Here is a 1316-nt window from a genome sequence, read left to right as displayed (position 1 = left end):
GTTTAATTAAAATAGATTTACTGTTATGGCTCGTATCACTAACCCACTGACCAATACAGAGGTCGCCAAAGCCAAACCTAAAGATAAGCCATATCGCTTGTATGATGGGTCCGGCTTAATCCTTAATATCGCCAAGTCCGGTACCAAGACTTGGTACTATCAATATAGCCGACCTTATACCGGTGTGAGTGATATGTTTAAGTTGGGGCGGTATCCTGCTTTGACTTTGGCTGACGCGCTGATTGTGAGCGATTGTTAGAAACTAATATTGATCCAAAGACCAATGAGCAATGAGCAATGAGCAAGATAAGGTTCTTGAATTGCTTAGCAGTAAGGTTTCAAACTAAGATTTAAAAATTTATTGAGCCATATACTATTTACTAAAAAGGCTAAATGACTATCCTACAGAGATAGTTTTGTCTACATAGTACTCTATCATTGATGGCTATGGTGAGGTCTGTAACAGTACATAGCAGGCTACTACTTGACAGGATCATAAAAATGAAAATCGCTTTATTAACTGCACTAGTTATCCTTATTTCTAGTGTGGCTCATGCCGAATCAGAGATAGATGAGACGTTAAAGTCCATGGATATTATCGATGAAAACTACGTGTACATAAATACTGCGTTAGCAGCTGACTTTTTTCGCTTCTTAAATGACGAGCAAGCTCAATCGTCACCAAAAAGCACAAACAAATCCATCAAAATTGAAAGCGTTGAAATGACACCTTATTTTGGTCATACGAGTACAACTTATACAGTGCCTCTCACTGCCAATGAAAAAAGTCAACTCATACAAGACTTGTCTTCAGTAGAAATGTTGCAAAATTTCTGTGTGGCAACTTTCATACCTTACAAGTATATGGCAGCGAATAACGTTACATTTTCTTATCTATACTACGATCAAGACGGCCAACCACTGACTAGCATAATTATGAACAATGATACCTGCCATGATGCATTAAACCAATAACACTATAAATATCAATCATAGACTCAATTCAAGGAAACACCCTGACATGGCTGCAACCAATACCACACCTATCAGTCAATCTGAGATTAACAAAGCCGTTTGGGATGCCTGCGATACTTTTCGCGGTGTGATCAGCGCCGATACCTATAAAGACTTTATTTTGACCATGCTATTTTTGAAGTATTTGTCTGATATGTATAGAGATGAGTACAACACGCTAATGGCGGAATATGGCGATGCGGATTTGGTCAAAGAGCTGATGTCGAACCAGCGCTTTGTGTTGCCAGATGGGGCGAGCTTTTGGGATTTATACGAGCTACGTCACCAGCCAGGCAACGGTC

Annotated in this window: 2 protein-coding genes and 1 pseudogene; all 3 read left to right on the top strand. The window is 39.5% G+C overall.

All coding sequences use genetic code 11. The features are described 5' to 3' along the window. Positions 1-25: 25 nt before the first annotated feature. A pseudogene (locus ACT3TU_RS14130) lies at positions 26-238 on the top strand (integrase arm-type DNA-binding domain-containing protein); the annotation flags it as partial. Positions 239-501: 263 nt separating this feature from the next. Then, positions 502-975, top strand: coding sequence for a hypothetical protein (locus ACT3TU_RS14125; protein ID WP_444784527.1), 474 nt, complete (start codon positions 502-504; stop codon positions 973-975). Between the two features lie 46 nt (positions 976-1021). Continuing rightward, positions 1022-1316 (top strand): type I restriction-modification system subunit M N-terminal domain-containing protein (locus ACT3TU_RS14120; RefSeq protein WP_444784526.1); only part of this gene is annotated, 295 nt, incomplete at its 3' end.

The organism is Psychrobacter sp. AOP3-A1-26, assembly GCF_052378235.1.
In the GTDB taxonomy this organism is placed as follows: domain Bacteria; phylum Pseudomonadota; class Gammaproteobacteria; order Pseudomonadales; family Moraxellaceae; genus Psychrobacter.
The sequence above is the reverse complement of the archived record's forward strand: the minus strand, read 5'-3'. Positions and strand labels throughout refer to the sequence as shown.

Coding starts and splice junctions, on each gene's coding strand:
- ACT3TU_RS14125 (WP_444784527.1), top strand. CDS start 502: ATGAAAATCGCTTTATTAACTGCACTAGTTATCCTTATTTCTAGTGTG.